This window comes from Psychrobacter sp. NG27, from assembly GCF_016106655.1.
Classification (GTDB): Bacteria; Pseudomonadota; Gammaproteobacteria; order Pseudomonadales; family Moraxellaceae; genus Psychrobacter.
On record NZ_JADGIN010000009.1, the window covers coordinates 1 to 26,038 of the forward strand.

Below are 26,038 nucleotides of genomic sequence, written 5' to 3' on the forward strand. Positions count from 1 at the left end.
AGAAGTGAAACATCGTTGCGCCAATGGTAGTGTGGATTCGTCCATGTGAGAGTAGGTCATCGTCAGCTCTCTATTCTGAATTATCCCCCGACATTAGCTTGTCGGGGGTTTTTCTTTGCCTGTAAAAAATGCCAGTGCGATATCTAATTTAGCTTGCACTTGTGATTCAAAATTCATAAGTACATTTTTTGAATTAGCGAATATATGTGTTTATATACTATTTTATTTTATGAATATATATTCTATTCATATCATCAAAATGATTTGACTTATATCATTATAGCTGCTAATTTTAAACTAGGTTTTTATTACAGGTATGTAAAATATATATTAAAACCTTGTAAATGATTGGATCTAGTATGGATTAAATTATTTACTTATGAGGTTTTACTCCTATTCTCATAATTATCAAAAGGAATTGATAATGAAGTTAGCTCCTCTTTTTTCAATTGGTGCTTTAGCCGCTATTAGTCTTCTCGGTTGCTCTAACCAGTCTGCTGACACTGCTGATGGTTCATCAGCCACCTCTCAAGAAACCACCGTCTTGCGCTTCTCACATTTTTGGCCTGCTACCTCATCTATTAGTATAGAGGTCTTTGAACCTTGGGCCAAGAAAATAGAAGAAGATTCTAAAGGTCGTCTAAAAGTTGAGCTCTATCCATCAGCTGGTCTTGCTAAAGCAGATGTTACTTATGAGTCTGCTGCCAAAGGTACGATCGATATTGGCTCACAAGCCCATGGCTATACCAATGGTCGTTTCCCTTTAACTCAAATTACTGAGCTCCCAGGATTGTCAAACTCAGCCAGCCAAATGGGCTGCATGCTGCAGACTCTTTATGATGATGGCACGCTCGCTAGTGAGTATGAAGACTCTCATTTGCTATTCATGTATGGTGGAGGCCCTGGTGCACTTCATACCACGGATAAGCTCATTAAGACGCCTGCAGACATGAAAGGTATGCGCATCCGTCGTCCTTCTGCAGTTGCTGGTGACATTATAGAAAGTGCTGGTGCTTCTCCAGTAGGTCTACCTGCAAATGATATGTATACCTCTCTACAGCGCGGTGTCGTTGACGGTTTGAGTTTCCCTTGGGAAGCGGTAACAGCCTTTAAGATTGACGAGATTACCAAATACCACACTAATATTCCTTTTTATAGCTCGGCACTTATGGTGACTATGAACAAGGACAAGTATAACAATCTACCTGATGACTTGAAAAAAGTTCTGGATGAAAATTCAGGAATGGCGCTTGCTAGCAAAGTTGGTGAGGTATTTGATAAACATGATAAAATGGCTATTCAAGCTGCTAAAGATAAAGGTGATGAGATTATCGAAATTCCTGATCCGCTAAATGATCCAGACTGGAAAGGGCCACTTGAGAAAGGAACGCAAAAATACCTAAGTGATGTCAAAGCTTTGGGTCTAGATGCTGATGGTGTTTATGCAAAAGCTCAAGCTGCTAGTGCTGCTTGTAAGGTATAACCCATTGGAGGTATCACGTGGCATTTCTAGTCAAAATCAGCCAAACCATCTCACGCCTATGTCAATTTATTGGCGGCGTGAGTCTCATCATCATTGTCCTTACCACCATGCTCGACGTCGTCGCCCGCTATATCTTTAAACTTAGCGGCGGTGAGTTTGGTTTTACGGTTAAGGGCAGCGTCGAGATCGTCTCCTACTTTATGCTATTTGCCCTGTTGGCCGCCTTTGCGGCCTTCGTTGAACGCTCACAAATCATCGTCGATGTGTTCACTCAGAAGATGCCCCAATCTATCAAAGGCTACATGATGGGAATCTTCATGATGGGCTTTTTTATCATTGGTATCGTCTTCTCATGGGGACTTTATGAAAGTGCTATTGATGCTGTCGAGTATGGCAAAGTCACCCAAGATTTGCGCATTTCTATGATGCCTATTTATGCCCTTAGTGCCTTTTTAAGCATTCTGCTTGCCATTCGCTCATTGATCGAATCCATCAATATCTTTAAAACAGGCGAGTTCTTTGACGCCGAGGAGACAGGCGCATGAGTCCAGAAATTATCGGCGCTATTGGCTTAATTGTCATGATCTTTCTCGTCTTGTTCCGTGTACCAGTCGCCCTTGCCATGCTAGGCGTTGGACTTGTCGGCTTTGGTGCGGTTACAGCCCCTAGTGGTGCTCTGCAAATGCTCAAAGACATCCCCGTTGATGTCTTAGCCAAATACGACTTTAGTGCCATTCCGCTATTTATTCTCATGGGGGTGTTTGCTACCCATTCAGGTATGGCAGGTAAATTGTTTGAAGCCACTCGTACCATTTTTGGCGGAGTCAGAGGCAGTCTTGGTATTGCTGGTATCGGCTCGTCCGGTATCTTTGCCTCTATTTCAGGATCATCGCTCGCCACTGCTTCTACGATGACCAAAGTCGCGCTGCCACAAATGGAGAAGTACGGCTATCAGCCAGGGTTTGCCTGCGGTATTTTGGCCGCTGGTGGGACGCTTGGCATCATGATTCCGCCCAGTATCGCGTTACTGGTCTATGCCATCTTAACTCAGCAATCAGTAGGCGACATGTTCATCGCAGGGTTCTTACCCGGTATGTTGGGTATGGTGATGTATTCCATCACTGTGATGGTGATGGTGCGCTGGAAACCGCATCTAGCAAGACGTGGTGAGCCAACCACTTGGAAAGCAAAGTTTTTATCATTGACGGGTCTGATTCCGTTTAGCTTTATCTTTATTGTTATTATTGCCGGTATTTTCTTTGGTCTATTTACGCCAACAGAAGGCGCGGCTGTTGGGGCATTTGTCTCTTGGGCATATGCGTTTGCCAAAGGCATGCGTTTAGATGGTTTAAAGCAGTCGTTGATTGAGACGCTGGCACTATCTGCGGTGGTGTTTTTTATGCTACTGGGCGCAGAGGCATTGGGGTATTTTATCTCAGTATCACGTTTGTCTTATTCACTGGCTTCTTGGATTGGTGGGTTGGCAGTCAGTCCGATGATTGTGCTGATTTGTATTTTGATCATGTACTTTCTATTAGGGCTGTTTATGGATGCCCTAGCGATGCTAGTGATTACGATTCCAGTGGTCTATCCGATTATTTTGGCCTTAGGTTTTGATCCAGTATGGTTCGGTATCATTGCAGTATTGACGGTAGAGCTTGGATTGATCACGCCGCCGATGGGGATGAATATCTTTGTGATCAAAGCAATGGCGCCGCACATTAAGCTTAGCGATATGTTTCGAGGAGTGGCACCATTCATTGTGTCCGATGTGATTCGTCTGGTCATATTAGTGATGTTCCCTGCTATTTCGCTTGTGTTATTGGGATAAGTCATACATAAAATAACATAGAATCATTGTTGTGCATTCGGTATAGCGCTAGAATAATTGAGAGATAGAATGTTGAGTCTACGTTTTTATCATCATTTTATTTTAAAAAAACTATTCTAAAATCATATGGATGTGAAAAATATTATGACTATTGCTAAGAATGTTGAGATCAGCAGTACTTCTGAAACCAGTTTCGAAGATGCTATTCAACAAGGTATTGCGAGAATCTCTAAGACGGTTAAAAATGTTGAAGGCGCTTGGATAAAAGAGCAAAAAGTAGGTGTCACTGATGGAAAAATCAGTAAATATCATGTCATTATGATTGTAAGCTTTGTCATTGATGATGGTACTGATATCAGTTAAATATTGATTAAGATCAAAAAGACTGCCATTGCAGTCTTTTTTTTGCACAAAAAATGTGTATTAGCGGTCTTAATATGAGTGCGAGTAGCTACACGGCTAACTCATATATATAGTAAAATAAATTCTATAATTCTCATTACTTATCATAGAAGCACACATTTATGGCCGTCGATTTCAGCAATACACTCATCGTTGCAATTTCTGCGACGGCACTTTTTGATCTCACAGAGTCAGAAAATCATCTACTAGAACTATTAGAGCAGCGACCTGCAAGCGCAATAAAAGAGTTTCGTGACTACATGATAGAGCGTGAAAATGAGTCTCTGAGCATCGGTGCTGGCTATCCGTTAATTAAGGCGCTGCTAAACCTAAACAATTATTGCGAAGATAGTAAGCGAGATTTAGAGCTTGAAGCACCTCTCGTGGAAGTCGTGATTGTCTCAAAAAGTAGTCCAGATACTGGCATTCAGGTGCTAAATGCTATTCTAGAGCGCAATATCAATATTTCACGTTCGGCATTTATTTCAGGCAGTCCGGTCGCTCCTTATATCAAAGATTTTAACGTAGATTTGTTTTTGACCACCAATCGTGAAGATGCGCAGCAAGTGGCTGATGCTAATATTTGCGCTTGTGCGATATTGGATGCGACCCCTGTTAATACTTATGAGCTGGATACCGGTCAGCTACGCATTGCCTTTGATGGCGATGCCGTGCTGTTTGATGATTCAGGAGAGCTGCTCTATAAACAAAAAGGCCTGCGTGCTTTCCATGATCGCGAGTCACAGATGCGTGATTTGCCAATAGAAAAAGGGCCTTATGCTGAGTTATTGATTAAATTATCTAATTTACAAAAGCGTCTGCCTGCTGGTTTGCAATACTCTCCAATCAAAATCGCGCTTGTAACCGCCCGTAATGCACCAGCAGATCTACGAGCGATCAAAACGCTGCGTGAATGGGGTGTAAATGTGGATATGGCGTTTTTTTTGGGAGGATTAGAGAAAACAGCCGTGCTGAGAACATTTGCGCCGCATATCTTTTTTGATGATTCTATTCAGCATATTGATGCCGCACGTCACTTTATCCCGACCGCACTGGTGCCTTATCATTCGACGTCGTTATTGCATAGTAATAGTTATTTGAATGCGGATACAGACGCGTCACCTTTATCGTTTATACCCGCTGTGCGCCCACCATTTGCAGTAAATCATTAGCAGACATATAACATTAGAGCAAAGGAATAGGACGGTCTATGAATTGGCAGCAGTTGCTTAGCTTAGTGATGGCAAGACTGAAGCAAGTCGTTGGCTTGTACGCATTTGTACTCATACCGATGTGGGGCATGTTTTTGTTGAATGAAGTGTTTCTGTTTGGACTGTGGAATATTTTTGGTATTGTCCCGCGAGCATTAGATGTGGGGAGTATGATAGGAGTATTTGCGTCATGGACGATGCATGGCAACTTGTCCCATTTGACTGGCAACACTGTGACGCTGTTGCAGATTTTATTTTTGTTTGGACTGTTTGAAAAAAATGCCTATCGTACCGTGATTAAACTGGTGGTCGCATCAGGTTTAGTCACTTGGGTACTTGGCTCACCTTCTTCTATTCATATTGGTGCATCAGGGTTATGCTTTGCGATGCTCGGTTACATGATAGGAGGGGCTATATTTGCACGGCGTTGGGGTTATTTAATCGCTTGTATCGTGATGGGCGCAGGGTACTGGCTCACTATCAAAGAAGGCTTGATGCCACAAGAAGGCATCTCTTTTGCCGCCCATTTCGGTGGTTTATGTGCGGGGCTACTGCTAGGTGCCAATTCTAAGCACACTTATACGACAACGTCTCATCAGTGAAAAGCAAAGTAAATAAGGCGATATTTCCAGATTTTTTATTCATCTAAAATACCGCTTTATCATCACATGTTTCTTTGAAGACTTTACTGCTGATGGATTGCCTGTTCTAAATCTTTCTTAATTCGTTAGCTTTGTTTATCAGTGCAAATACTGATAAATAGCGGATCATCTGTTGCTAGATCTCGCCATGCAGTCGTTTGCTTTACATGTTCATCAATGGATAGCGTATTGCCTTTCTCAGGTATAACGTAGTCTGCACGTGCAGGAATACTACAATCGATAACTTGAGGTACTGTCTCTACGGCTCTTCGTCTTTCAAATAGATATAAATTGAATAAATGTATATCTGGATTATCGACTTGCACACTCGCACTTCCAATATCGGCAGCGATAAACCGTAATATTTGCGGCTTAGCGTAAGACCATGGGCGGAACCACTCCGTGCTTTCTGCTGTTTTGACGACTTCTACGCCTTCTGGTAGCTTCTCCACTTGTTGACCATACCAGCTGTACTCCTGGTTTATCTGAAATGCAAACATACCAATAGCAGCAAATAAGGGAATCAGCCATTTAGGGGCACGTTTGCCTGCCAGTTTGCTAAGGTGAGTTATGATAAGTGCTAGTCCAGCCATGCCAAATGCGGCGGCGATGGTAGCGATAAACTCAAAAAGCATAAAATATTCCTTAATGCGTGAGATATGTTTAATTGAAATTATTGGATAAAGGAAGAATCTAAAATATCGTTATTATAGCGCCAAGATAAAAAAATCACTCACAAGCAGTGACTGCCTGTGAGTGATATATTAACAGAAGATATATCCTCAATTGCAAGCTTAGTGGTCGACTGCACCGCCAGCGCCACGTGGAGAACGTACGCTCTCAACCAACTCTTGGATATGCGCTGGTGGCGGCGCAGTAGCATAAGAAACAGCAAATGCTACGATGAAGTTAAGTAACGCACCAATTGCACCAAATGATAGTGGTGAGATACCAAATAACCAGTACTCTTCGGTATCAGGGAAGTTAGCAGTACCACTGATAAAGAACCAACCTTTGAACATAAAGATATAGACAAGAACGACGATTAAACCAGTCAACATCCCTGCAATAGCACCAAGATTGTTGATACGTTTAGAGAAAATACCCATCATCAACACAGGGAACAATGAAGAGGCCGCAATACCGAAGGCTAAGGCAACAACCTGCGCAGCAAACCCTGGTGGGTTGATACCCAGATAAGTAGCTACTACGATTGCCACACCCATCGTAATACGAGCATATTTTAGCTCTTGTTTGTCCGTGATATTTGGGTTTAGGTTACGTTTGATTAAGTCATGACTAATCGCTGATGAAATAGCAAGGAGTAGACCAGCTGCTGTTGATAGGGCTGCTGCCAAACCACCTGCCGCGATAAGGCCAATAACCCATGATGGCAGATTAGCAATTTCTGGGTTAGCAAGTACTAAGATATCAGCGTTTACATCAAGCTCGTTACCTGCCCATCCGGCATCAGCAAAACGACCATCAAGCTCTGCATCATGTGCAATGCGAGCTTTTTCTACCGCTGCAGTTGCAGTAGCAACATCGCCACCGTCAGCTTGAGCCGTATTAAGGGCTATTTGAGCAGCACCAAGTCCACTGTCGCTATATAACTGGATACGACCATCATTATTTAGATCGTTATACTTAATGAGACCGGTCTCTTCCCATGTTTTCATCCAGTCAGGACGTTCCTCATTGAGAATAGGCTGATTTTCGACACCTTGTGGATAGATAGTATCTACTAAGTTTAAGCGTGCCATCGCACCAACGGCAGGCGCTGTGAAGTACAGGAGCGAGATAAATACCAATGTCCAACCTGCGGTCCATCGCGCATCAGCCACTTTAGGAACCGTAAAAAAGCGAATGATAACGTGTGGTAAACCTGCAGTACCGATCATGAGCGTCAAGGTAAATAGCACCATGTTTAGCTTGTTAGGCACATCAGCCGTATAGGATGCAAAACCTAAGTCAGTAACCACTTGATTCAGTTTGGTCAAGATAGGAACACCTGATTCAACATGATTTGAGAACAAACCAAGGCCTGGAATAGGGTTGCCCGTTAATTCAAGTGAGATGAACACAGCAGGAATGGTATAAGCAATCATTAGAACGACATACTGTGCAACCTGCGTGTAAGTAATCCCTTTCATACCGCCCAGTACCGCGTAAAAGAATACAACGACTGCTGCGATAATCAGACCAGTGGTACTTTCAACTTCTAAGAAGCGCGAGAATGCAACACCAGCACCAGTCATCTGACCGATAACGTAAGTGGTCGACGCGGTAATCAAACAGACAACAGCAATCATAGCTGCCGTCTTGGAATAAAAGCGATCACCGATAAAGTCAGGAACGGTGAACTTACCAAATTTACGTAAGTAAGGGGCTAAGAGCATCGCAAGTAGAACATAACCGCCAGTCCAACCCATCAAATAGGTAGAAGCGCCATAACCGCCAGCAGCAATAAGACCTGCCATTGAGATAAATGACGCCGCACTCATCCAGTCAGCAGCGGTTGCCATACCGTTAACGACTGGATGGACGCCGCCGCCAGCAACATAAAACTCACTGGTCGAACCAGCACGGGCCCAAATCGCAATACCGAAATACAGAGCGAAGGATAGACCCACAAATATAAGATTAACTACAAATTGACTCATGGGGCTATTCCTCGTCTACGCCATATTGTTTATCTAACTTATTCATACGCCATGCGTAAAAGAAAATCAGAATAATAAACACCCCGATGGATCCTTGTTGGGCAAACCAAAAACCCAAGTCGGTACCACCGATTTTGATGCCAGCTAAGAGGGGACGTAATAAGATAGCAAAGCCGTACGAGCATAGCGCCCATACGATTAAGCAGCCTCTAATGAGACGGATATTGGCACGCCAATAACCGGATGGATCGTTATGATTTTCCATGGGACAACTCCTTTTGTCTTACCCAAAAAATACCAACAATATAAAAAGAACAGCGATTATTCTTTATCACTGACGAACAGCATAAAAAATAAACAGGTACTGCTTTATATGGTGAAAACGATGATGCGTCATGATCTATTTATCTGTCGTTTTTGCTGACGACAAATGTGTGTTTTGGCAGCATGCTGCGCACATAGATAAAAGGTGTTGAATGGTAAAAACAGTGTCTATCGAGGAAGGAAAGCATGACTATCCTATGTCTTTTTATGCTCTTGTCTTCCTAACAAGAAACTTTGCGCTTTCAACGCTTTAAATCATTGTACTGATTAAAAATTATAAAACGGCATAAGTGAATATAGGATTTATCTGAGTACTAGTCAACAAATTTCATTGAAAACCATTGCATATTCATTTCAGAGAAAATACCGATAGGTGGTTTGGTAGATGGTATTTAAAGTATCAGATGCATTAAAATGATACGACAGACGCCTATTTTATACCACTGAACCATCATTTAATATATTTTGTAGCAGGTAAAATATTAAGCATATTTATTTAACAAATAAAGCTATTAGCACAAAAAAACCGCCCTTATTATTAAGAGCGGTTTTTTATTGACTTCTATTTATCCAAATCATAGATTACATGTTTGGATAGTTAGGGCCACCGCCACCTTCTGGCGTTACCCAAGTGATGTTTTGTGACGGATCTTTGATATCACAGGTTTTACAATGTACACAGTTTTGCGCATTGATGACAAACTTAGCACCTTCAGCATCTTTGACCACTTCATAGACACCTGCTGGGCAATACAAACGCGCAGGCTCAGCATATAGTGGCAAGTTGATGGAGATAGGCACGGTTGGATCAGTGAGCTTCAAATGTGTTGGCTGATCTTCTGCATGGTTGGTGTTAGAGATAAACACTGACGACAGTTTATCAAAGACCAGCTTACCATCAGGCTTGAGGTACGTTGGCTGATAGGCGTGGTTGGCACGCTCTAACTGATCGTAATCTGGGATATTGTCATGTAGGGTAAAGGGCATTTTACCTTTTAACAAGTTGTGCTCGATAAAGGTGAACGCACCGCCCATGAACAGACCCATGCGATGTATCGCAGGCGAAAAGTTGCGCGACTCATAGTTGTCTTGATACAGCCATGATTCTTTGTACATGGTGCTATAGGTAATGACTTCATCGTGCTGACGACCGGCTTGGAGTGCCTCAAAGATGGCTTCGGCTGCGAGCATGCCTGACTTCATTGAAGTATGAGTACCTTTGATTTTTGCAGGGTTCAAGAAACCAGCATCATCACCCACCAAAACGCCACCTGGGAAAGTGAATTTCGGTAGTGAGTTGAGGCCACCTTTGGTCAAAGCACGTGCGCCATAAGAGATGCGCTTACCGCCTTCTAAAACATTCTTGATAACAGGGTGTGTTTTTAGACGCTGCATTTCATCAAATGGCGAGACATATGGGTTATGGTAAGACAAGTCTGCCACCAAACCAAAGCTGACTTGGTTGTTTTCATCAAAGTACAACCACCAGCCACCTGTTGAGCCAGTTTCGGTTAATGGCCAACCAAGACCGTGCATGACCACGCCTTGCTCATGCTTTGCAGGATCGACATCCCATAGCTCTTTTAGACCGATACCATAATGCTGTGGATCAGAGTCCTTATCGAGATCAAAACGGCTGATGAGACGTTTACCCAAATGACCACGGCTGCCTTCGGCAAAGACAGTATACTTGGCAACCAGCTCATAACCCGGCTCAAAGCTCGGCTTGGCTTCGCCATTGGCAGCCACACCCATATCACCCGTCAACACACCTCGTACTGAACCATCGTCATTGTACAAAATGTCATCAGCAGGGAAGCCTGGGAACATCATGACTTCAAGCTCTTCTGCTTGTACGGCCAACCAGCGAACGACATTGCCTAATGAGACAATATAGTTGCCTTCATTGTGCATCGGCCCCGGAATCAATGAGTCAGGTACTTTGGTCGAGCGAGTAGCAGAGTTTAGGTAATAAAAACGATCTTCAGTCGCTGGCACGTTAAGTGGTGCGCCTTTTTCTTTCCAATCTGGAATAAGCTCATTGAGGGCACGTGGCTCGATGACAGCACCTGATAAGGTATGGGCACCAAATTCAGAGCCTTTTTCGACCACACAGACCATAAACTCATCATTGCCCGCTTCAATCGCGAGCTGGCGCAGACGAATGGCAGTAGATAGACCGGCAGGCCCGCCACCAACGATAATGACATCGAACTCCATTGACTCACGTTCGATCTCAGGCTCTGCGGCTACAGGCTCTACGACTGGTGCCGCGGTAACTGGTTTTGATGTCTCTGTCGCTGTTGTGGCGTCAGTTGTCACAGGGTTGCCATCAGTGACTGGCGTTTGATTGTCTTGCTCTTGCATACCTACTCCTAAACTTTTAGTGGCTTATCTCAGGGCATCATTAGCTTAACAACCGAATAATAGACTTGCGGTGCTAATGTCGCTCAGACATATGGCTGCCCGATAAAACTGTCTTTACGGTATTGGTTGATACGTTACTGCTGAGGATAATTTATTCAAAGATATCAACACATAACATGCGTCATCAATAAAACACCCGCTTGACCATTTCAATAAAAAATCGTTACTCATTATAAAAGAAAAGTCCTACAAACACGATACGCATTTATGAGTATAGGTGCTAAGGTAATATCAAGGCAATAAGGGTGTTTAGGCGATAGGGTTTTATCATACCCGAAACTAAAATTTATAGTAATAATAGATTTGCCAAACTTTGAATAATAAATAAAGGATTGAGTGATGAGTGATAACAATAAAGACGTAAATGACAGCCTTAAAAATAAGGCTCAGCCTATGGTTGATGTGGCTTCTAGCTTAACTAATGTAGATGCATTGAGCCAGTATCTAAAGTCTACTGCTGGGACACGTGAAGGTCGCGCAATTCCACCACTCGAAAAATGGCATCCTAAAGAGATAGCTGACATGGATTTGACCATTAAAGCTAATGGTGAATGGTGGCATGAAGGCGGGCACATGACCCGTGAGTCATTAGTCAGCTTGTTTGCGACTATTTTATGGAAAGAAGACAATAATGGCGCGGCTGAATACTTTCTAAAAACACCAGTACAAAAAATTCGTATTCAAGTAGAAGATGCGCCGCTCTTGATTAATGATGTCGGTATCGTAAAAGAGAATGATATAAGCTGGTTGGAGTTCACCACTACCACAGGCGACGTGGTGCGCTTGGATGATGAGCACCCCATTACATTAAAAGCGTATCAGCCTGAACATCATGATGAAACAGAAAACATCAGCGCCAGTGAAGGTATACAAGATACGGCCACTGAAGCGCAAGTACGCCCTTATATGCCCGTTAGAAATGGTTTGAGTGCGCTTATCGGTCGCAATACTTTCTATCATTTGGCAGAAATTGGTGAATTGACAGAAGATAATGGCACGACCATACTGACGCTACAGAGTGGCGGGCAGTCTTATACCTTGTCAATGCCAGCTCACTGAAGACTAAAATTGGCGGTCTTTGAGTCCTTGTACTATAGTCAATCCTCTATAAAAGAGTTACAGCGTTAATCTCACTTGAAGTATTACATATACATCTGCGCTCGGTTGCCTTGTACCTCTTTTAAACTGAATCAACTATATCAATAATATTTACCTGTTTATGCAATAAAATTTTGACGGCAGGGATTGAGAGGTTAAGGGCTTGATGGATGAATGGTTTAAGCAAATTGATGGTTTATATATATAAAATGGCGGCACAGTAGAGATGGATATGACCGCAACTCATACGATGAAGAAAATGAAAGCAAGCTTAGATGTGTTTAGTAAGGATTCTGTTGACGCTAATTCGATGGATAGACTTGGTCGTAATACGATAGTAACTGACAAAGACCGCAGTGCCCCCATTGGCTTATTTGATTCGGGTATCGGCGGCTTGTCCGTTTATCTACATTTAGCGCAGCAGCTCCCCAATGAGCATTATGTGTATTATGCAGATACCCTAAACGTGCCTTATGGCGATCGGGATAGTCATGATATCGAGACTCTGACGTTAAAAGCCGTAGAGTGGCTGTATCAGCAAGGTTGTAAGATGGTTATCATTGCATGCAATAGCGCGTCAGCCTATGGCTTGGAGACAGCAAGGAGATGCTATCCACAGCTGCCTATTGTCGGTCTGGTACCCGCATTAAAGCCTGCAGTACTGGCTAGCAAAAGCGGCCATGTAGCAGTCCTTGCGACTAAGGCGACGTTGAATGGGTCACTATTGAATGATGTCGTCGTCAATGTAGCCAATCCCAAGGGTACTGTGGTGGCTAAATACTTTGATCCCAAACTGGTGCCTTGGGTCGAGTCGGGTATGTCAGAAGATGACGATACGGCTCAAAACCTACGCCATCAGCTACAAGTGTTTGTAGATGAGGGTGTGGATCAGTTGGTACTGGGCTGTACGCATTATCCTTTCTTTAAGACATTCTTACTAAATGAAATTATCCAAAAGCAATTGCCCATACAAATCGTTGATTCTGGGCAGGCCATTGCTGAACGAGTCAAACAGCTGCTGATATTGAATCAGCTATCAGCCCCCCTAAATGATGCAGAGGGACCCCATGACGAAAAGCGTCAGACGAGTGATAAGATTAGATTGCCATTAACTTTTCATGCGACCAAGTATAGTGATAAACTAGGCGCGTTGGTTGAGCGCTTACTTGGCGAAGAGACGTCATTGCAATACTATTCTGAATAATCATTCCCAAATGTACTGATATAGATGCCTGTATCGTCGTATTTGTCTAGCCAAAATAAACTGAGTGCATCTGGTTGATAGTGTGCTAGGCTGTGCAAAACGATACACTTGTACTCCGTTTCATATTTTTCTATGTTATAAGTCAAACTTAGAGGTAATTGTGCCAAATCGCCGCTATCATATTCATGTCATATGCGCTGACAACGATCAGTTGTTGGTTTTAGACAGCTTGGCGATATTTTTTCAAGCACGTGCATTTTTGACTTATGATGTCTCTAGCAAATTATCAAAAGCCTCACTATACGGTCGTCAATGTATCGACGCTTGTGACTATGCTGTGATGATTATTGGAGACAGTTATGGAACTGTCCAAAAAAACGGTGTGAGTCAGATGCATTTAAGTTATCTGAATGCCAAAGCAAAGACCAAACCCTTATTTATTTTAATTAAAAATCACTATCAAGAATCAGGCCTTAGCCGTCAGCTACAAGAATTTATTAAGTCAGTCACTAGGCAAGAAAACCAAATATATTACTATGATACAGAAGATGACATTGAGCCGTTGATGGTGCAGGCTTACTACAAAGCAGTAGCCAATCATAAAGTGATGGGCGGCTGGGTGAGAGCCGACGAAGAGCTCATTAAGCTCAGCAGGAAATCTATTATCGAAAAGGCGCTGGATTCTGCGCCTACTGACATAAAAGCAGATAAAGACAGTGGTGACGATGAGAGTTTCGCGTCAGATAATGTCAGTCAGCCAATTGCATTGCTGAAATCCTTTGACATTCAGTATAGTGCCCAAGCGTATGAAGGTGGCAACTTGACCGATGTGACTCGAGCAATGACTCTGTCTTGGCAAGAAATACTAGATGCACTCATGAAAATTCCTTCCACTTTTTCCAGCTATGGACTGCAAAATACGGTTAATCGCTTGATCACTGCAAAAGCAGAAACAGACATTAAAAAAGACATGCCCAATGTCCATGCGGTTGCCCGTTGCCAAATCTCTCAATCCGATATGAATAGTTTACAGCGCCAGCTGGTGAGTGCCAACTGGATACAGCTCATGACCTATGGCACGCGGGTCTCACAAGAGCTATGGAAATTGACATTCTATGCAAAAAACTTATCCAAACTCAGTACGTCTGCACCCCTCGAATAACCCTCAGTATCTATTGCCGTCTCTCCAATTGGTTAATAAACTGTCTGTCATACACCGTGATGTCCAAGTTATGGCTACGTTTTGTAATACAAAGCATACGTGTCAGCGGTTGTGAATCGATTCAAGACCCGTAATAATATGAGTTAGTAAGTGATCGACAGAAAACAGACAAAATATGAGCGTATAAGACAAAATATGAGCGTATAAAAAGTATTCCTAAAAGTATAATGACATTCATTAATGAAGGAGAGCACACCATGAGCAATGCTAAAAATGATGCACTACTGACAGAACTTAATGGCTTAGAGAAAACCATGCATGATTCCGAGCAGTTTCATACATTAGAAGAGCAAGTGGCAGATATGAAACGCCGTGGTATCGATCCTAGCCAAGCATACAAAGATTTGGATAGAAAAGAACAAGACGAAGATTGGGGTGATGCGACGTGGAAAGAAAATGGCAAGTGGGAACCAAAAACAGCTGCTGACTTAGATGATAAAGCCCGCGAAAACTGGGATGGTGACAATGGCAAGCCAAACCCACCACCTATCGTTTAAGGGGTTACTCTAGCCTTTGACAGTCCATATGATTTGTTGCACAAGTCAAAATATAAAAAGGCCACGCTAACCATAGCGTGGCCTTTTTATATGCTAAAGATAAGATTATTTAACCCTATGAACCTTCATCGATACGGACGAGCTTTATGGTTCCATTAGCATCAGTCACACGGCGATAGCGTGTATTGCTAGGCGTTGATGGTTGAATAGTGGGTTGCGCCGAGTAGGTATTAGGCGTCGTTGTCTGTCGCTGTATTAGCTGCCCCATGCGGTCGGCAGAGGCAGGGTTTAACGGTTGGCTATTTGCAGGCTGGCTATATTGATTGCCATATTGTGAGCGACTAGGTGCAGCGTTACCTACAATTGCACGATAGAATTTCTGTCCTGCGCGGCCATCAGCGGGGAATATACCCTTACTAGATTGGTACTGCTGGATAGCGGTACGAGTGTTGTCTCCGATGATGCCATCGACCCCACCAATATCGTAACCGGCATTTAATAATGCTTGCTGAATTTCTTTAGATTGCTGGCGGCTGATACCAGGGTCATCTGTTGGCCATGCCGTGACAAAGTCAGTTTTGCTACTGTCTTCGCGGGTGATTAGGTCTGATAAATGAGCGATGGCCAGTGCATAATTTTCTGAGGCATTGTACGAGTAGAACGTATCAAAGTTTTTTCCGACCAAAAATGCAGGGCCTTCAATACCTGCTGGTAGTAATAACCCTGCGCTGCTCAAATCAGAAGGCAGCGAGCCACCATTTGCAAGGGTTAGACCTTGATTGCTCCAATAACTCATCGATTTTTTGTTTTTACGGTCAGAGGCAGCCCAAAACCCATCAGGCAGTTTGACTTCATAACCCCAAGGTTCACCAGTGCGATAGCCACGGTTGTCCAAGAAGTTGGCAGTAGAGGCGAGCGCATCAGGTACGCTATTGACCAAATCACGGCGTCCGTCGCCATCGAAATCAACGGCTAGCTCTAAGAAAGTACTTGGCATAAACTGCGTTTGCCCAAAAGCGCCTGCCCAAGAGCCGGTCATGTCATTTGGCGCGATATCACCATTTTGGACGATTTTAAGTGCATTGGCGTATTCGCCTTGGAAGTAACTCTGACGACGATCAAAACAAGACAGTGTCGCTAAAGACTCAAACAAAGGCTTTTTGCCCAAGATCTGACCAAAGTTGGACTCAACGCCCCATACCCCTAAGACGTGCTCAGCCTTTACGCCATAACGTGATTCGATTTGTCGTAGCGTGTCGCCCCATTGACGTTTGGCGCGGACACCGTCTTCGACGCGCTCTTTATCAACCAGTGATGAGAGGTAATCCCAAACGTCTTTTTGAAACTCTGGCTGATAATTGAGCGACTGAATCACGCTAGGATCGGGTTGACTTGGGCGATAGTTATTAAAGGTAAAGCTGTCAACATCGCGAAACTTGCTAGAGTTCTTTAATCCATCTAGGCACTGTTGCAGCTCACTGTTAGATAAGTCGGGTGCTGGCGGCTGAGCAGCTTGAGCGGTGCTGGCAAGGCTGAATCCAACTGCTAGGCTAAGCAGGGATAAAGTAGAAAATGGCGTCATACGCATGGGAATATCCTATAAGTGTTAAAAATACCGGTGCAAAAAAATAAATCAAGCATTCAATACGATGGTCAAGCTTTAGAGTACCCAATATTTGGTACAAAGAAAAGATATCGCAGGGCTTAGACTATAAATCATTACTCTAGGTTGATATATGCGTGAGGTTAAGGTTGGTTGGACAATGTGATGTCTGTGCAATGCTTAGACATATATGCCCTCGGTCAATCCTTAGTACAATAAATAAGCTGTATTTTGTTGATAGTGAACTGATTATCTAAAGTTCATTATTTATTCAAAACCACATCCAACTCATCCATCAACGCATGAATACGCGCCGCATTTTTACCCAAATCGCTACCACCGACGCGTGATTTGCTGCGGATATCAACCAAACGTTCGCTACCATTGTCAGTCACACGAACCACCACATCATCTTTGAAGCCAAACCAAGCAGTCGTATCCGTCGCTTCGATAATGCCAGTGTCGGCATCAGTATTGACAAGCTCCCAACCCAAATTATTAATGGCTTGTTCGGTTGCCTTGACCAGCATAGGCTGCGATTGAGAGTAAGTAAGCGTTTTCAGCTCTGGATAAGCCTCGCGTTGCTGTTCTGTGGCCTCGATGCCAGCATATTCAACAGGGTTTGGTGCATCAGCGCGTAGCGGAGCGATGGCGACAAATGACGGCGGGTTGACTAAATCGGTTGAAATGTCATGGATAGGCGGTACGTCTTTGGCTTTGCTCATCATGCTAATAGGAACAATGATGGCAATCGCAGAAAACACGACGGCTATGACCGCACTGCCAATCGTGATGGTTTTACGCTTTAGTATCACTTGTAGCGCAAACAGTACCAGTGCTGCAATACCGGTATAAACACCAAATTTGAATCCAGCAAATGCCGTGCCCAATTCGACAACACCATATTTATAAAGAGGGCCTGACAGTGCAACCAGCAAAAACGCGATTAGACTTATGATACTGACTAAAACTTTCATTAGAACGCTCCGTTATTCTTTAATAACTGCTCAATCGCTGTGCCTATGTGCTCAGCATTTTAGTTAGGGTTTAACAGCCAAACATGCTCTGTGACCGTTAAATCAGATGTCGATCCTATAGATGTAGGTTCGCTCGCGAGTTCGCTGATTTGATAATGCTCGCCATAATACTGCTGTACTTGCTCATCACTGATAGAGAAGGGTGGTCCATTTTTTTTACTTTGGTCATAATTGAGCGTGATTAATAATTGCGGAGCATGGCCACTAATTTTATGTATCTGCTCGCTATACGCTACCCGCATATCCGCAGGTAGCGCAATCAATGCCGCTTTATCGTAGACGGCATCGATAGTGCCAATATCATCAGCCGTTAACGCAAAGATATCAGCGACCCATAAGGTAATGGTTTGTCCTGATAACTGACCTTGATAATATTTGAAAGTAGAAGTAGTGGTGTGCTCATGTACGGTGGGTACAATATTTTGTTCAGTAAAAAATGCTTGTATGGCGGATTCAATCAGTTCAACACCAATCACATCGTAGCCTTGCGCTGCTAGCCATTGCATATCAATAGATTTACCGCACAAAGGGACAAAGACACGACTGCCAGCTGGCAACTGCAAATCTGGCCAATACTTGATGAGCAATGGATTGACGGCAGATTGATTAAAACCAATGCGACCTTCTTGCCAGCGTGATTGCCAAAATTTAGGGTTCATAGACTATTCCTAACATATCAATGTCATAGAGCATTGGTGACCATCATACCGCTAAACGCAATAAAAAAGCCAAGCGCATAAATCCTTGGCTTTTAAAACGTATAAGATGGCTTTCAGTGTTTAATCCACCATATATTGACTGAATTCTTTGCGCAATTTAATGAGCTTTGGCGGTATGGCAAAGTTGCAATACCCTTGTCCTGGATTCTTATTAAAGAAGTCTTGATGAGTCTCTTCAGCTTTATAGAAATCAACGGCAGGATGTACTTCTGTGACCACGTTAACGCCCATGTCGCGTAGTTTATTGATGGTACGGTCAACCGTTGGTTTTTGATCTTCGTCAGTGTAGAACACCACACTACGGTATTGACTGCCCACATCATTGCCTTGGCGGTCTTTGGTGGTGGGATCATGAGTGACAAAGAAGGCATCTAATATCACTTCGAGAGGTACGATAGAGTCATTAAACTCGACTTTAATCACTTCGATGTGCCCTGTCGTTCCGCTACAGACATCTTCGTAATTGGCAGAGACAGCATCACCGCCCATGTAGCCTGAGACGACAGACTGTACGCCTTTCACTGATAAAAACACGGATTCGGTGCACCAGAAGCAACCGCCGCCTAAGATAATGGTTTGCATAATTTTTCCTATTATTATAGATATGAGTTAAGGGCTATATTTGGTAGTAATGTGTTCGTTTTTCAATGCTTCTTTTAAACGCCTCACTACCTTCAGCCCTATTTATTCAGCTTAGCAGGTGAGCCAAAGGCGATAAGTAACAAACAGTAATGTTATAATGGGCTTTTGCTACGTTGCTTGGTTTACAACTAATAATGACGAGCGCAACTACCAAGCAAAAGCCACCACATATTTCTCAATTTAAGTTCTATTATACAAAACGAGCCACCCCATGAGCCAATCCAAGCCTACTATCAAACATGACACCCTATTTGACAAACCATTTACCACACCATTAGATAAAGCATCGCGCTTTTCTTTTGATGAGCAAGTAGTGGCTTGTTTCCCTGACATGATACGCCGCAGTGTGCCCGGTTATGGTCAAGTGCTGGCGATGCTACCCATATTTGCCCGTCGTCATTGTAAGTATCGTCAACAAGGTGATAATGGTCAACGCGTTAGCCGGATTTATGATTTGGGTTGCTCACTGGGTGCCGCGAGTATGACGTTGGCAGGCGAGTTTGACCCGCAGGACTTGCAGATTAAGGCGATTGATATCTCACCGGCGATGACGACAGAAGCGACCACGCTGCTAAGTGAGAACTATCCTGAGCACGATATCGAAGTGATTACTGCAGATATTCGTGATGTGGAGCTTGAACCGTGCGATATGGTTATTTTAAATTTAACGCTACAGTTTTTACCAGCTGCCGATAGAGTCGCAGTATTGGAGAAGATTTATGCGGCATTAAGTGAAGGTGGGATACTGGTATTGACTGAAAAGACTCATGCATTTGATGAGCAGTACGATGCATGGTTGGTTGAGCGTTATTATGACTTTAAACGTGCCAACGGTTATACCGAGATGGAAATCAGTGGCAAGCGTAATGCATTAGAAAATGTCCTTATTACTGATACCTTAGATGAGCATCATGCAAGATTGAGCGATGTTGGCTTTAAACGTCATCTGACATGGTTTCAGTTTTTGAACTTTGTGTCTATTGTGGCGTTTAAATAATCATTACTTTTAACACAGTTATTTCTCAATCAACACGGTAATCTGCTTTTATGCTCAACGACACTATCATCAACGCCGAACGCGAATTGTATTTAACCTTGCTAGAGCTGACACAGCAGCAGCCGATCGCTTATGAGTGGCTTAAGCAATTACCCACTTGGCTAAATGCTATTAAAGACAAAGCCAATTATGCACACGCGCCTGCCTATCAAGCATCAGTCGCTCGTTTGCCAACATTAACCGTCAATAATGTCGATCTAAACAGTGACACCTTGACGATTGATGCCAGTCTTAATGAGTCTGAGCGTAAACAAGCAACGGCACTGTTAAAGCAGCTGATGCCATGGCGTAAAGGGCCCTTTCAGATTGGCGATGATGAATCAGGTATTAAGATTGATACCGAGTGGCACAGTGACTGGAAATGGCAACGGGTCGCACCGCATTTGGGTGAGCTAAAAGGTCGCCGAGTGTTAGATGTGGGCGGTGGCTCCGGTTATCACGGCTGGCGTATGGCAGGGGCAGGGGCAGATACGGTCATTATCGTTGACCCGTCATGCTTGTTTTACCATCAGTTTATGGCGATTCGTCATTTTGTTGGTGCGGCAGATGCTCATACTCATACTCATGCTTATGGTACAGGCCGCTACCGTACGCACTACATCCCCGTACCGCTGGAAGCCTTACCTGCGCACAGTCAGTTGTTTGATACCGTATTTAGCATGGGCGTGCTTTATCATCGCCAGTCGCCATTTGAGCATCTGCAGCAGCTCAGAGGTCAGTTGGTCAAAGGCGGTGAATTGGTGCTTGAGACATTGGTCATTGAAGGCGATGCCAATACCGTACTCGTACCGCACGATCGTTATGCACAAATGAACAACGTATACTTTTTGCCATCTGTCGCAGCATTGATTGGTTGGCTAGAAAAAGCTGGATTCTCAGAGGTGCGCTGCGTCGATGTGGCAGTGACATCGACGGAAGAGCAGCGCAAAACGGAATGGATGACCTACCATTCGCTAGCAGACTTCTTGGATCCTGATGACTCGACTAAAACCGTGGAAGGCTATCCTGCCCCGATGCGCGCGACATTGATTGCCAAAAGATAGTTTTTCAGGGTAGTAGAGATCCCATCAGTCAGCATAAACAGTCGCCAACATAAATGACAGTCATAACAGATATCAGCCAATACAAGCTGCAATCAAACAAGGGTGAGAGATTATGAAAACAGTAATGGCTTTGATGACGATTGGTTTGTTTTCGCTACCCGCTGTGGCATCAGATGCGTATGGCGATCCCTTTGAAGGCTGGGGTTTTGTCAAAGATGATTGGCAAGTGGTTTGCGACAACACGCTGACCTGCCGAGCAGTGGGTTACGCAGATGATGACCAGTGGGACAAGCCTATCTCTATTTTATTAACTGCTATACCAAAAGAGGCTTTGCCTACAGGTATGGTTCAGTTTTTACCAGAGGTTTCAGAGAAAAGCCAAAATAACGTTGCGCTGTGGCTGAATGGTAAAAACTATGGCCGCCTGCAACCAAGTTCGGATGGCGGTCTATATGATTTAACAGCTAAGCAAACTAATAGCTTGATCAACAGTGCTCGCCTGAATACTAAAATAGAGATAAAAGCGGGTGACGACAGTTGGACGGTCAGTGACAAGGGCATGGGCGCTGTGCTGCTGAAGCTGGATGAGGTACAAGGAAGAGTGGGCACACCAATCGCATTGGTCAGTAAAAACAGTACGCACAAGCAAACGCCCAAATCTGCCAAGCCAAAGCCAGTCATCAAAAAGGCATTTTCGTATTCAGAAAAAGACAATAAGACATTATCTGCATCAAAACAGGCTTACTTTGAGGCCAATATCAACACGTGGGTAAATATTAATGATGAGCAGTTTGTAGGATCTGAAGATACGACGGGAAGCTGTGAGCTTATAAATCCTAAAAGTGAGACTTCTATAAACTTTGCAAAGTATGCTGGCAACAGCGCTGGATGGGATTTTATCCCTATTGATGCTACTCATACTTTAGCTGTCCATAGCTGTTGGATGGGTGCTTACAACGCAGCTAGCGGATATTGGCTTATAGACAATGCAAAACCTCGTAATCCTCAGATAATTACCACCGCAGGCAATGATTATTTTGAGGGTGAGATTTCGGCCAATCATAAAGATAGAGGCATTGGCGACTGCTGGAACAGCAAAACATGGGTGTGGAATGGTACCACCTTTGCAAAAATGGCAGATTCTAGTACAGGCATGTGCAAAGGCTTTGCGGGTGGCGCATGGGACTTACCCACTTATGTGAGCGAGGTCATTGAAGGCAATCGCAAAAGTGATAAATAGCCATAGGCTTTATATAGTCGTTTCAATATAACTTATAGAGGATTAACTATATCAGCCATCTTTTAAACGCTACTTCTAGTAATATTTTGAGTAGAAAGCCCACAAAACCTGCACCCAGCGCTAAAAATATCCAAAAAGTACCAGCGCGCCCAGCTTCAGACTTTTTAGAGATATCCCATACGATAAAGAACAGAAAAGTGATAAAAATGGGTAACAAGACATACAGTCCCCAACTGGTGACGGTACTGGCGGCAATCGCAAACATGGCATAATCCTATGTAGTAGTCACGCATCATCTATATTTAGAAGCGTCATACAAACGGTGATTATAACGCGGAAGTACGCATGTATAAACTACTGCCCAGTACGAGGCAACAGTAACGCTACAATTGATAAGACAATCAAATCGCTAATGCTTTAGGGTTAACATCATCTTAGTTTTATGTATTCAAAAAAATACGTCAACAAGGCTTTTCCTTGTTCTAGGGCGTGTCTTCAATTCAAAAATGGTGATAAAAATGAGATAAATTGCCGTCAAACAAGGAAAATAGCGCAGATAATATCGGGATATTAACCAGCTATTTGACGATGTTTGGCAAGATTTAGCCATTTTTAGCCCATTGAGATGACTGTCGAGTGAATTGAAGACACGCCCTAGCTACTAAGACGAATTGCCATAACGATAAGATTTTAGTGCTAATTTTGGCGCAAATAGTGCAATAACGTGCAAAGATTGTTATATTTACAGGTTACTTATCTTTTTACACACTTCTATCCCTACAATGTCGGTTGCGATTATCATCAGCCGTTATCGACTGCTCGTATTCATACCGTTTTGTTGTTTATTTAATTGAGTTCAAATCCTTATGTCACAAGCCCAAATTGATACGCTTGCATCACTATTCAATGATGCGATTAAAACCCTACAAGCAGATGGTACGCTACCAAGCGATTGGCAGAATAACAGCCAAATCACTCGTACCAAAGACCTAAGCCACGGTGATTTTGCTAGCAACATCGCCTTGACTGCGGCTAAAGCGGCCAAAGCCAATCCACGACAGCTTGCCGAAAAAATCGTCAGCACACTGCCTGAGAACCAAGATATTCGCCAAGTAGAAATCGCAGGGCCAGGGTTTATCAATGTATTTTTAAATGCAGAAGCCAAGTTTTCGGTATTAGACGATATCTTCACCTTACAAGATCGTTTTGGTTTGAGTAATCAGTTTGATGGTCAAAAAGTCCAAGTTGAGTTCGTTTCTGCCAACCCAACGTCGAGCTTGCACGTCGGTCATGGGCGCGGTGCGGCGTTTGGCATGAGCGTGGCCAACTTACTAGAAGCAATCGGCTACGATGTCACGCGTGAGTATTATGTCAATGACGCGGGCCGTCAAATGGATATTTTAGCGACCAGTACCTATTTGCGTTATTTGGAAGCCAATGGCGAAAAAGTGACCTTCCCGGTCAATGCTTACCAAGGCGACTATGTCAGCGATATCGCACAAACGGTCAAGTCACAACATGGCGATAGCTACGTACACAGCTTTGCAGACATTGCAAAAGACGTGCCTGCAGATGCTCAGTTTGAAATCAATGCGGACGGCGAAAAAACGCTGGTCTCTGGTGATAAAGAAGCGCATATTGATGGGCTAATAGCCAATAGTAAAGCGTTGCTTGGCGATGGCTATGAGCTGTTTCTAAATGCTGCATTGAGCAGTATCTTGGCTGATATCAAAGACGACTTAAATGACTTTGGCGTGAGCTATGAGTGCTGGTTTAGCGAGCGCTCTATCGAGAGCGAGATTGCGCCTGTCCTACAGATATTGGACGAAAAAGGCTACTTATACGAAAAAGACGGCAATATCTGGTTCAAATCAACTGATTTCGGTGATGAAAAAGACCGTGTGGTACGCCGTGCCAATGGTCAGTCAACGTATTTTGCTTCTGACATTGCTTATCATAAAAATAAATTCGATCGCGGCTTTGATAAAGTCATTAACGTGTGGGGCGCAGATCACCATGGTTATGTCCCACGTGTAAAAGCAGCGCTACTAGCACTGGGTATCGATGCCGAACGTTTAGATGTAGTACTTGTACAGTTTGTGGCGTTATGGCGCGGTTCTGAAAAAGTGCAAATGTCATCGCGTTCTGGACAGTTTGTGACTCTGCGTGAGCTACGTGCAGAAGTCGGTAATGATGCTGCGAGATTTTATTATGTGGCACGTAAGCCTGAAGTGCATGTGGACTTTGATTTAGAGCTTGCCAAATCACAGAGCAAAGACAATCAAGTGTATTACATTCAATATGCGCATGCGCGTGTTTGCCGCGTGCTAGAAAAACTGGCAACCTATGACTTAACAGTAGATGATGCCGTTGGTTTGGCACATCAAAACCTGCTTATTGCACCAAATGAAGATGAGCTGATTAAACTGTTGGCAGGCTATCCTGCGACACTGTTACGTGCAGCGACCGGTTATGAGCCACATGTCTTGACCAACTACCTAAAAGAGCTAGCGGCATTGTTCCACGGCTGGTATGACAGCAATCGGATTTTGCCGATGAGTTTGACCTCCGGTGATACGCCAAGCTCGGATGAGATAGAATTGATGCAAGCCCGTCTGCGCTTGTCTAAAGCCACTAGGCAAGTACTGGCAAATGGGCTTGGTCTACTTGGTTTGTCTGCACCGTCTAGCATGTAGTCGCTTGCTAATAAGTAGTAAGCTTCTAACATATAGCAACTCTATGATATGTAGAATGAGTATAGACAGCTGATAGCAGTAATTCGATGATGACAGTTAAATTCAGTAGGGAGAACGAGATCCATGCTAGCCAAAAAACCTAAAGGTGCAACTGAAAAGCGCAAATCTAGTAGCGTATCAGGCTTATTGTGGATGTTTGTTGGGGCCGTATTGACCCTTATGATTGGGGTATTTATCTACCTCTCACCATTATTCAATTTCAGCCCTGCTGATGGTAGCGCTGACAATGATCCTGATCGTCAAGTGCAGCCACGCGTGGATACCGATACCGATAATGGTGATTATGAGTTCTACGATATTTTACCCAATCAAGAGATGGCAACGATTCCTGATGAAGACATCGCTGACATTGATAATGATCGAATAGGGGATATCGGTGCATTTGAGCCAGATGTTGTGGTGACACAGCCTGATGCGGCGGGCACCAGTGCTACAGAAGGCACTGGTGTCTCTGAAAGCACGTCGGGCGAGTCGGGCAGTGGTAATGCTGCGGGCGATGATATCGTTGTCGTTGAAGAAGATGCGACATACGACGGCACGCCACCTGCTAGCACCAGTAGTAACGCGACAACCCGCAATAATAATGCAGGCGCAGGGACGGCGAGTGTTCAAGCGGCCAAACCTGCGGCGACCTATATTTTACAGATCAATAGCTTTAGTGATGCAGACGAGGCAGATCGCCGCCGTGCGCAAGTGCTGATGGCAGGGGTTGATGCTCGTGTGGTCAAAAACACGACGGGCAATGGCTTACCTATCTATCAGGTCATCTCACGCCCACTGAATAACCGTCAGGCGGTGACGACGGCACAGCAGCGTCTACAAAACAATGGTATAGACTCTATCATCGTTGAGCAGCGCCGTTAGCGTAATCGGCTTTCATTTGTTGTATTTATCAATAAAAAAGCGTCGTCATGACGCTTTTTTTATCGCTTTATTTT

24 protein-coding genes are annotated in these 26,038 nt (G+C 43.8%); 15 read left to right on the forward strand and 9 right to left on the reverse strand.

Annotated features, from left to right (window positions below):
* Positions 1-424 precede the first annotated feature (424 nt).
* From IP485_RS11850 to IP485_RS11875, 6 genes are all read left to right on the forward strand, one after another.
* Positions 425-1,483, forward strand: coding sequence for a TRAP transporter substrate-binding protein (locus tag IP485_RS11850; RefSeq protein ID WP_198327381.1), 1,059 nt, complete (start codon positions 425-427; stop codon positions 1,481-1,483).
* A gap of 17 nt (positions 1,484-1,500) precedes the next feature.
* Positions 1,501-2,028, forward strand: a complete 528-nt coding sequence (locus IP485_RS11855) for a TRAP transporter small permease (protein ID WP_194365216.1) — start codon at positions 1,501-1,503, stop codon at positions 2,026-2,028.
* Entirely contained in the window at positions 2,025-3,314 is a 1,290-nt protein-coding gene (locus IP485_RS11860; RefSeq protein WP_197177855.1) for a TRAP transporter large permease, read from the forward strand. Before IP485_RS11855 ends, IP485_RS11860 begins: the two co-directional genes overlap by 4 nt.
* Positions 3,315-3,458: 144 nt before the next feature.
* Positions 3,459-3,677, forward strand: coding sequence for a dodecin family protein (locus IP485_RS11865; protein ID WP_194365218.1), 219 nt, complete (start codon positions 3,459-3,461; stop codon positions 3,675-3,677).
* Between the two features lie 161 nt (positions 3,678-3,838).
* Positions 3,839-4,888, forward strand: a complete 1,050-nt coding sequence (locus IP485_RS11870; RefSeq protein ID WP_198327382.1) for a 5'-nucleotidase — start codon at positions 3,839-3,841, stop codon at positions 4,886-4,888.
* Between the two features lie 38 nt (positions 4,889-4,926).
* Positions 4,927-5,529 (forward strand): rhomboid family intramembrane serine protease, encoded by a 603-nt coding sequence (locus tag IP485_RS11875; protein ID WP_198327383.1) that lies wholly within the window; start codon positions 4,927-4,929, stop codon positions 5,527-5,529.
* 125 nt (positions 5,530-5,654) lie between these two features.
* Here IP485_RS11875 and IP485_RS11880 read toward each other — a convergent pair whose 3' ends face one another.
* The 4 genes from IP485_RS11880 to IP485_RS11895 all read right to left on the reverse strand — a co-directional run bounded on the left by IP485_RS11880 (position 5,655) and on the right by IP485_RS11895 (position 10,775).
* Positions 5,655-6,203 (reverse strand): hypothetical protein, encoded by a 549-nt coding sequence (locus IP485_RS11880; protein WP_198327384.1) that lies wholly within the window; start codon positions 6,201-6,203, stop codon positions 5,655-5,657.
* Positions 6,204-6,362: 159 nt separating this feature from the next.
* Positions 6,363-8,231, reverse strand: a complete 1,869-nt coding sequence (locus tag IP485_RS11885; protein ID WP_198327385.1) for a sodium:solute symporter family protein — start codon at positions 8,229-8,231, stop codon at positions 6,363-6,365.
* 4 nt (positions 8,232-8,235) lie between these two features.
* The gene (locus IP485_RS11890; RefSeq protein WP_194365223.1) at positions 8,236-8,496 is read right to left on the reverse strand and encodes a DUF4212 domain-containing protein; all 261 of its coding nucleotides are present in this window, start codon (positions 8,494-8,496) and stop codon (positions 8,236-8,238) included.
* A gap of 641 nt (positions 8,497-9,137) precedes the next feature.
* Positions 9,138-10,775 (reverse strand): electron transfer flavoprotein-ubiquinone oxidoreductase, encoded by a 1,638-nt coding sequence (locus tag IP485_RS11895; protein WP_198327445.1) that lies wholly within the window; start codon positions 10,773-10,775, stop codon positions 9,138-9,140.
* Between the two features lie 546 nt (positions 10,776-11,321).
* On the opposite strand from IP485_RS11895, the gene IP485_RS11900 reads away from it, so the two are divergent.
* From IP485_RS11900 to IP485_RS11915, 4 genes are all read left to right on the forward strand, one after another.
* Complete coding sequence (locus IP485_RS11900; protein ID WP_198327386.1) at positions 11,322-12,041, forward strand: DUF1285 domain-containing protein; 720 nt, start codon at positions 11,322-11,324, stop codon at positions 12,039-12,041.
* 349 nt (positions 12,042-12,390) lie between these two features.
* The gene (gene murI, locus IP485_RS11905; protein ID WP_227686536.1) at positions 12,391-13,284 is read left to right on the forward strand and encodes a glutamate racemase; all 894 of its coding nucleotides are present in this window, start codon (positions 12,391-12,393) and stop codon (positions 13,282-13,284) included.
* A gap of 160 nt (positions 13,285-13,444) precedes the next feature.
* Positions 13,445-14,446, forward strand: a complete 1,002-nt coding sequence (locus IP485_RS11910) for a DUF4062 domain-containing protein (RefSeq protein ID WP_198327388.1) — start codon at positions 13,445-13,447, stop codon at positions 14,444-14,446.
* A 257-nt stretch (positions 14,447-14,703) separates the two neighbouring features.
* Positions 14,704-15,003 (forward strand): hypothetical protein, encoded by a 300-nt coding sequence (locus IP485_RS11915; protein ID WP_198327389.1) that lies wholly within the window; start codon positions 14,704-14,706, stop codon positions 15,001-15,003.
* A gap of 115 nt (positions 15,004-15,118) precedes the next feature.
* Here IP485_RS11915 and IP485_RS11920 read toward each other — a convergent pair whose 3' ends face one another.
* From IP485_RS11920 to msrA, 4 genes are all read right to left on the reverse strand, one after another.
* On the reverse strand, positions 15,119-16,591 hold the full coding sequence (locus IP485_RS11920; protein ID WP_198327390.1) for a lytic murein transglycosylase: 1,473 nt from the start codon (positions 16,589-16,591) through the stop codon (positions 15,119-15,121).
* A 278-nt stretch (positions 16,592-16,869) separates the two neighbouring features.
* Positions 16,870-17,583, reverse strand: a complete 714-nt coding sequence (locus tag IP485_RS11925) for a DUF1499 domain-containing protein (protein WP_198327391.1) — start codon at positions 17,581-17,583, stop codon at positions 16,870-16,872.
* A 59-nt stretch (positions 17,584-17,642) separates the two neighbouring features.
* Entirely contained in the window at positions 17,643-18,302 is a 660-nt protein-coding gene (gene tmpT, locus IP485_RS11930) for a thiopurine S-methyltransferase (protein ID WP_198327392.1), read from the reverse strand.
* Between the two features lie 120 nt (positions 18,303-18,422).
* On the reverse strand, positions 18,423-18,944 hold the full coding sequence (gene msrA / locus IP485_RS11935) for a peptide-methionine (S)-S-oxide reductase MsrA (RefSeq protein WP_198327393.1): 522 nt from the start codon (positions 18,942-18,944) through the stop codon (positions 18,423-18,425).
* A gap of 271 nt (positions 18,945-19,215) precedes the next feature.
* Here msrA and cmoA point away from each other — a divergent pair, with 271 nt between their 5' ends.
* The 3 genes from cmoA to IP485_RS11950 all read left to right on the forward strand — a co-directional run bounded on the left by cmoA (position 19,216) and on the right by IP485_RS11950 (position 22,344).
* On the forward strand, positions 19,216-20,001 hold the full coding sequence (cmoA, locus tag IP485_RS11940; protein WP_198327394.1) for a carboxy-S-adenosyl-L-methionine synthase CmoA: 786 nt from the start codon (positions 19,216-19,218) through the stop codon (positions 19,999-20,001).
* A gap of 50 nt (positions 20,002-20,051) precedes the next feature.
* The gene (gene cmoB / locus IP485_RS11945; RefSeq protein ID WP_198327395.1) at positions 20,052-21,104 is read left to right on the forward strand and encodes a tRNA 5-methoxyuridine(34)/uridine 5-oxyacetic acid(34) synthase CmoB; all 1,053 of its coding nucleotides are present in this window, start codon (positions 20,052-20,054) and stop codon (positions 21,102-21,104) included.
* 112 nt (positions 21,105-21,216) lie between these two features.
* Positions 21,217-22,344 (forward strand): DUF1176 domain-containing protein, encoded by a 1,128-nt coding sequence (locus IP485_RS11950; RefSeq protein WP_198327396.1) that lies wholly within the window; start codon positions 21,217-21,219, stop codon positions 22,342-22,344.
* A gap of 46 nt (positions 22,345-22,390) precedes the next feature.
* On the opposite strand, the gene IP485_RS11955 is transcribed toward IP485_RS11950, so the two are convergent.
* The gene (locus IP485_RS11955) at positions 22,391-22,609 is read right to left on the reverse strand and encodes a DUF2788 domain-containing protein (RefSeq protein WP_194365234.1); all 219 of its coding nucleotides are present in this window, start codon (positions 22,607-22,609) and stop codon (positions 22,391-22,393) included.
* A 601-nt stretch (positions 22,610-23,210) separates the two neighbouring features.
* Between IP485_RS11955 and argS the strand changes: the two genes are divergently transcribed.
* Together argS and IP485_RS11965 are read left to right on the forward strand one after the other, a co-directional pair.
* On the forward strand, positions 23,211-25,040 hold the full coding sequence (argS, locus tag IP485_RS11960; protein WP_198327397.1) for an arginine--tRNA ligase: 1,830 nt from the start codon (positions 23,211-23,213) through the stop codon (positions 25,038-25,040).
* 123 nt (positions 25,041-25,163) lie between these two features.
* Positions 25,164-25,964: an SPOR domain-containing protein gene (locus tag IP485_RS11965; RefSeq protein ID WP_198327398.1), complete on the forward strand. Its 801-nt coding sequence runs from the start codon at positions 25,164-25,166 to the stop codon at positions 25,962-25,964.
* Positions 25,965-26,038: the final 74 nt, after the last annotated feature.

Bases quoted from the DNA above. Each gene is read 5' to 3' on its own strand.
- IP485_RS11850 (WP_198327381.1), top strand. From the start codon at position 425: ATGAAGTTAGCTCCTCTTTTTTCAATTGGTGCTTTAGCCGCTATTAGT.
- IP485_RS11860 (WP_197177855.1), top strand. From the start codon at position 2,025: ATGAGTCCAGAAATTATCGGCGCTATTGGCTTAATTGTCATGATCTTT.
- IP485_RS11865 (WP_194365218.1), top strand. From the start codon at position 3,459: ATGACTATTGCTAAGAATGTTGAGATCAGCAGTACTTCTGAAACCAGT.
- IP485_RS11870 (WP_198327382.1), top strand. From the start codon at position 3,839: ATGGCCGTCGATTTCAGCAATACACTCATCGTTGCAATTTCTGCGACG.
- IP485_RS11875 (WP_198327383.1), top strand. From the start codon at position 4,927: ATGAATTGGCAGCAGTTGCTTAGCTTAGTGATGGCAAGACTGAAGCAA.
- IP485_RS11880 (WP_198327384.1), bottom strand. From the start codon at position 6,203: ATGCTTTTTGAGTTTATCGCTACCATCGCCGCCGCATTTGGCATGGCT.
- IP485_RS11885 (WP_198327385.1), bottom strand. From the start codon at position 8,231: ATGAGTCAATTTGTAGTTAATCTTATATTTGTGGGTCTATCCTTCGCT.
- IP485_RS11890 (WP_194365223.1), bottom strand. From the start codon at position 8,496: ATGGAAAATCATAACGATCCATCCGGTTATTGGCGTGCCAATATCCGT.
- IP485_RS11895 (WP_198327445.1), bottom strand. From the start codon at position 10,775: ATGGAGTTCGATGTCATTATCGTTGGTGGCGGGCCTGCCGGTCTATCT.
- IP485_RS11900 (WP_198327386.1), top strand. From the start codon at position 11,322: ATGAGTGATAACAATAAAGACGTAAATGACAGCCTTAAAAATAAGGCT.
- murI (WP_227686536.1), top strand. From the start codon at position 12,391: ATGGATAGACTTGGTCGTAATACGATAGTAACTGACAAAGACCGCAGT.
- IP485_RS11915 (WP_198327389.1), top strand. From the start codon at position 14,704: ATGAGCAATGCTAAAAATGATGCACTACTGACAGAACTTAATGGCTTA.
- IP485_RS11920 (WP_198327390.1), bottom strand. From the start codon at position 16,591: ATGCGTATGACGCCATTTTCTACTTTATCCCTGCTTAGCCTAGCAGTT.
- IP485_RS11925 (WP_198327391.1), bottom strand. From the start codon at position 17,583: ATGAAAGTTTTAGTCAGTATCATAAGTCTAATCGCGTTTTTGCTGGTT.
- tmpT (WP_198327392.1), bottom strand. From the start codon at position 18,302: ATGAACCCTAAATTTTGGCAATCACGCTGGCAAGAAGGTCGCATTGGT.
- msrA (WP_198327393.1), bottom strand. From the start codon at position 18,944: ATGCAAACCATTATCTTAGGCGGCGGTTGCTTCTGGTGCACCGAATCC.
- cmoA (WP_198327394.1), top strand. From the start codon at position 19,216: ATGAGCCAATCCAAGCCTACTATCAAACATGACACCCTATTTGACAAA.
- cmoB (WP_198327395.1), top strand. From the start codon at position 20,052: ATGCTCAACGACACTATCATCAACGCCGAACGCGAATTGTATTTAACC.
- IP485_RS11950 (WP_198327396.1), top strand. From the start codon at position 21,217: ATGAAAACAGTAATGGCTTTGATGACGATTGGTTTGTTTTCGCTACCC.
- IP485_RS11955 (WP_194365234.1), bottom strand. From the start codon at position 22,609: ATGTTTGCGATTGCCGCCAGTACCGTCACCAGTTGGGGACTGTATGTC.
- argS (WP_198327397.1), top strand. From the start codon at position 23,211: ATGTCACAAGCCCAAATTGATACGCTTGCATCACTATTCAATGATGCG.
- IP485_RS11965 (WP_198327398.1), top strand. From the start codon at position 25,164: ATGCTAGCCAAAAAACCTAAAGGTGCAACTGAAAAGCGCAAATCTAGT.